Raw genomic sequence first — 4443 nt, 5'->3', positions numbered from 1 at the left:
AGTTATAATTCATTGTTGTAAAAAAGCCAGTTTTGTTCTCGTTATGTAATCACAAAAATTCTCGGTTTTATCTCAAGGACAAACTTAGTTAATTGAATTGGTTGATTTTTGTTCATAAGTCATCTTTACATAAAGAGACCAAATCGTTCTCGGTTATTAAAATTCTCGGTTTCACCTAGCCAAAAGGGTGATTGATTCATGAAGGGTAAACTGATAAGTTACTAAAATTATTAATAATTAAGGTGGTATTAATGTTGGGTTTGGTGAGCTTCTCAGGATGTTTATCGGAATTCTCGCTAATACGCTGTTAGGTGTTTACGGAGGTTTTGTGCAAGTAGTCTATGAAAATGATTTAAATGACCTCATCGCTTTAAGCCATAATTGGATGGAAAATGATGAAGCGTTTAAGAAAAAGAAGTTTTGGAGTCTTTATGGTTCATCTCTTTTTATATTGTTAGCAGTTTCACTGTTGGCATATATTACTGATCAAAATAGTTTTTATGGTGGGGCTGTAGGTGGTGCTTTGGGGTCTTATTTATGGACACTTTATTGTTATAAAACCTATGCAAAAAAATCAGCTAAACAACTCCAACAAAAAGAAGTGTTTTGTAAACATACTTTAACTATTAGTTCATCTGGCGTTAGAGAGGAAACTGATAACTCAGACAATTATCAAGCTTGGGAGGCAATTAATAAGATTGCTTTTACAGATGATCATATATTTATTTATAACACACCGATTACTGCCCATATAATACCCAAAAGCATGGTTGGTGAAAATGACTTTGTAAAAATACAAAGCGAGATTAATGGTTTTAAAAACACCTAACAAGGGTTTTCAAGTCGGACAAATTACAGTTGCCTTTTTGTTCGTGCCTCACTTATTTTAGCCAACTGCAATTTGCCGCTTAAAACGGCGTTATGTGCCAAGGATGTAATGAAGCCTGAGAAACCTTCAATTATCGGAATGTCAGAGTTTGAGCCCTCTGCAAGATGTCCGAGATGTAATCTAATAATGTATCTAGGTAATAGGTGTCCTCACTGTGATCATTTATTAAGTCAGCCTGAACAAAAAGCTCAAAAAGAGTTTTGGGTTAAAACTAGAAATAAAGGTTATATACGTGGCTTTATATTTTTTACATTGGCAATATATGTGTTCTATTTATTGTTTAGCACATAACAAGAAAATGAAGTGGGACTAATTACAGCTGGCTGCCTCACTTCGTTCGTTATTTTAGCCAGCAATAATTAGCCCCTTATTTGGGCGTTATACGCAATTACCTTTTCGCCCTTTAGGAGTTAAAAATGGCAGGGAAAAAACCAAACTTTAAGAATAAGAAGTTCTACTACAGAAGAGCAAAATGGGATGATCAAGGTAAGCAATCACTTGAGTCACTTTTGATAGATGCTCATCAAGTGCTTGATACTGTAGGGAAAAGAACTTTTGAGGTTAGCTCTGGTGCTGAAATTAGGGGCGCGAGCTTTAAAGATGATGGCGGGTTATACCTTCAAATAGCCTCATATGTACCAGGTGAGTCAACCTCAATTATCGACAAGAGCAAACGAGCAAAACAATCAAACGTTACTGCACAGACCGCTCCTGACGGAAAGGACTATCTTGATGGTGAGGTTTTTGTTTATATCAAAGGTAATCACGTAATTTTATGTCCTTCTGGCGTTCGGGAAACCGTCGTTGAGACATATGTTTGGCACGTTTTAAGAGCTATTGAAAAGAAAGAAATTGCTAAGACGTTTGAGTTAGATAAAGTTGCAAAAACCAATAAGCTTCGAATGATCAAGGATGAAGGTGTTAAAGAAATTGATTTAAACACCTCACTTTATGAGGCTAGTTTGATCCATATGGATCAGAAAAACCCTAAAGTTTCTGGCTGGAAAAAAGCAATGGCGAATCAGCTTTCTGCCGTTTTCAGTAAAGATAAGGATTTAAAAGATATAACTGAAAAAGAAAACCTTAATGTTAAGGTTACTATCAAGTTTGACGGTATGGAAGCAAGACGAAATTCAAAAGACCCTGAATTCGGAAAGGCAGGCAAAAAGCGACTTGAAAAAACCGCTGAACAAGTTATTGCTGAATTTGATGAAGAGCATGAAAATGGTTTTGTCATTGTAACTGGTGCAGGCAATAGAATTACTTCTGATGAAATTCGTGTGTCTGACTCATTTAGAGTTGAAACTCTTGGGAAATCACTTAGTAAAAGCGCAGCTTGGACTAAGCTAAAAGAGTATCACGATAGACTAGATGCTGATGGTGTATTCAAGCAATGAGCAGAGAAATTGATAAAGATAAAATCAAACTGGCCATATGCCTTGTACTTTGGGGCGGTTTAGGCTCTTATTTTTGTCAACCTCTAATTCATGGCAATCAAGATGCAATAAACGTAATTGTTACAGTCTTTTCAATTCTTGCTGGTTTTTTGGTCGCAGTCATTACATTGGTTGGAGACCCCAAATCTTTGCCCGCTGGGGGCTGGCAGGTTGCAAGATTAGGTAGTGATTTAACATATAATCGTCTTATTCGGCATAAATGGTTATTTAAAGCATATTTAATAACTCTATTTTTGATATTTGTCTCCATTGTCATTAAAAATAAATACCCGACAGTTCAGTTAATCCTTGAGTACGGATATATGTTTTTTGCAACAATATCTTGTTTTCTTTCATTCAAACTTCCTAGTGCTTTGATAGAGTTACAGCAAGAGCGAATCGAACACGAGATAACTGAACGGAGAAAAAAAGAAGGGATAGAGGATTAAAGCGTATAACAAACCACTGCACTCGGAAATTTTACTCGCTTCGCTCCCAAAATTCCGGTGAGTGGGGCGTTATAAATCAAAAGGAAGTATGTCTTAAATGTGGAATCCATTCTCGATACTAAGCTTTTTTTATACAATAGCGAAAGACGCACCAGATCCAATAAATGTGCAATTTGAGCAACCTTCTCCAAATTTGTTGCCTAGTGAACTGAGAAAAAAAGCAAAAGTGGATGGTTTTTTCGTATCTCAGTTATGGATTGAAAACCTTTCGAAGCGTGTACTCGAAAATGTCAGAATAAATCTAACTTCTCCTCTAGAGTACGCACCAATAGTAAGAACAAACAAGCGGCATGGTGAAGTTGAGTTCAGTTATGACAAGTCCAAAATGGAATTGCTCATTACAAGGCTAGACCCTTCTGAATCGTTGAAACTTTCATTCTTTCCTGAATTAGATCAAATTAAAAATTTTGATGAGCCACAAATCATTATTGAAGGCCAAGAGCTTAGCAAGCTTATGGTGCAACTAGGTTTTTATAAGAAATATCCATCAATGTTATCAATGTATATTTTTACCATTTTTATTTCAATTTTTGCCCTTTGTGCCATTAGTTTTTCTGGCTATCTTGTACTTAGAGATAACGCGTACCTCTTTCCTAATTCTGAATATACGGTATTACGACAAGCTCAAGAAAGGCTTTCAAAATATGGTTGTCCTTTAATAGTTAGGGATAACACTGACGAATTAAAAGAAAAATTACAATCAGGTCCTCCATATCATTTACCAACGATAATGGAAGCAAATGGTGTGATTACCGAAAGAGAGCTGTGGAAAAAAGAAAGTATTGCATTTATTGAATGTGGGAATTGATTTATAACAAACGCATCAACGCATGGACTAATAAAGCTTGGCTTGGTTCGTGCCTCACCAATTAGAGCCAAGCTTCATTAGCCCGTTATGCGGGCGTTAAATGCCCCAAGGAAGTATGAGCATTAAATTCAAGAAAGTCGCACTCATCACATTAGTAATTCCAGCCAGTATTCATTGGTTGGGTATGTGTTTATTTGGTTTGGCTATTTTTGCTCACGGTGCATTTCGAGATTTACCTTCATTCTTTCTTACGTTGGTGACTTTAGTTGGGCTGTTTTCGTTAATAGTCGCAATAGTGTCTGTGGCTCGTTATCCTAAAATATGTAAGTTTACTGTATACACAATCGGCTTAGGTTGTGCGGCATTAGTTATCGCCCTTTGTATTGGTTTTTATGATGAACCGTGGTTTTTAGTTTCTGCAATTAGCTTGTTTTTAGGTAGTGCTTTTATTATGGTTGAGTATGTCAGGGGCACTTAACACATATGAGCCTTCCGCCAGTCAATAGGCGAACCTAACTAATTTGACTGCTTTTGCAGTCAAATAAAAATCAACCAACAAATTCATCTACTTCGTCTGTCATTTAGCTGTCAAATCATCGTTTACAGCAAACACATATAGAGGCTCTCTTAGTGCGATCTTATCGCTGCCTGACGCTTTTCAATCCGTTGAAATGTCAGGGGCACTACGACTAAATGGATTTAGGAGGTAGAGCGACGCAGGAGGCCAAAGCCGAGACATTTATCGGTTAACCCTAAGATGGCACTATTCAAGTCAGAGGTGCTTTTTGCACAGTTAGTTTC

5 protein-coding genes are annotated in these 4443 nt (G+C 36.8%); all 5 read left to right on the top strand.

The annotated features are described in order from the left end of the window. Positions 1 to 277 precede the first annotated feature (277 nt). Positions 278 to 829, top strand: a complete 552-nt coding sequence (locus ACWXWT_RS19950; RefSeq protein WP_456043316.1) for a YcxB family protein — start codon at positions 278 to 280, stop codon at positions 827 to 829. Positions 830 to 1305: 476 nt separating this feature from the next. After that, positions 1306 to 2286 (top strand): hypothetical protein, encoded by a 981-nt coding sequence (locus ACWXWT_RS19945; protein ID WP_456043315.1) that lies wholly within the window; start codon positions 1306 to 1308, stop codon positions 2284 to 2286. Beyond that, entirely contained in the window at positions 2283 to 2774 is a 492-nt protein-coding gene (locus ACWXWT_RS19940; protein ID WP_456043314.1) for a hypothetical protein, read from the top strand. The genes ACWXWT_RS19945 and ACWXWT_RS19940 overlap by 4 nt, the downstream gene beginning before the upstream one ends. A 97-nt stretch (positions 2775 to 2871) precedes the next feature. Beyond that, positions 2872 to 3642: a hypothetical protein gene (locus ACWXWT_RS19935; protein WP_456043313.1), complete on the top strand. Its 771-nt coding sequence runs from the start codon at positions 2872 to 2874 to the stop codon at positions 3640 to 3642. A gap of 115 nt (positions 3643 to 3757) precedes the next feature. Next, on the top strand, positions 3758 to 4120 hold the full coding sequence (locus tag ACWXWT_RS19930) for a hypothetical protein (protein WP_456043312.1): 363 nt from the start codon (positions 3758 to 3760) through the stop codon (positions 4118 to 4120). The last annotated feature ends 323 nt before the right edge of the window (positions 4121 to 4443 follow it).

The organism is Shewanella sp. A22, from assembly GCF_053850585.1.
Note: the sequence above shows the minus strand (reverse complement) of the source record. Positions and strands in the feature narration are given on the sequence as shown.

Coding starts and splice junctions, on each gene's coding strand:
- ACWXWT_RS19930 (WP_456043312.1), top strand. CDS start 3,758: ATGAGCATTAAATTCAAGAAAGTCGCACTCATCACATTAGTAATTCCA.
- ACWXWT_RS19935 (WP_456043313.1), top strand. CDS start 2,872: ATGTGGAATCCATTCTCGATACTAAGCTTTTTTTATACAATAGCGAAA.
- ACWXWT_RS19950 (WP_456043316.1), top strand. CDS start 278: ATGTTTATCGGAATTCTCGCTAATACGCTGTTAGGTGTTTACGGAGGT.
- ACWXWT_RS19945 (WP_456043315.1), top strand. CDS start 1,306: ATGGCAGGGAAAAAACCAAACTTTAAGAATAAGAAGTTCTACTACAGA.
- ACWXWT_RS19940 (WP_456043314.1), top strand. CDS start 2,283: ATGAGCAGAGAAATTGATAAAGATAAAATCAAACTGGCCATATGCCTT.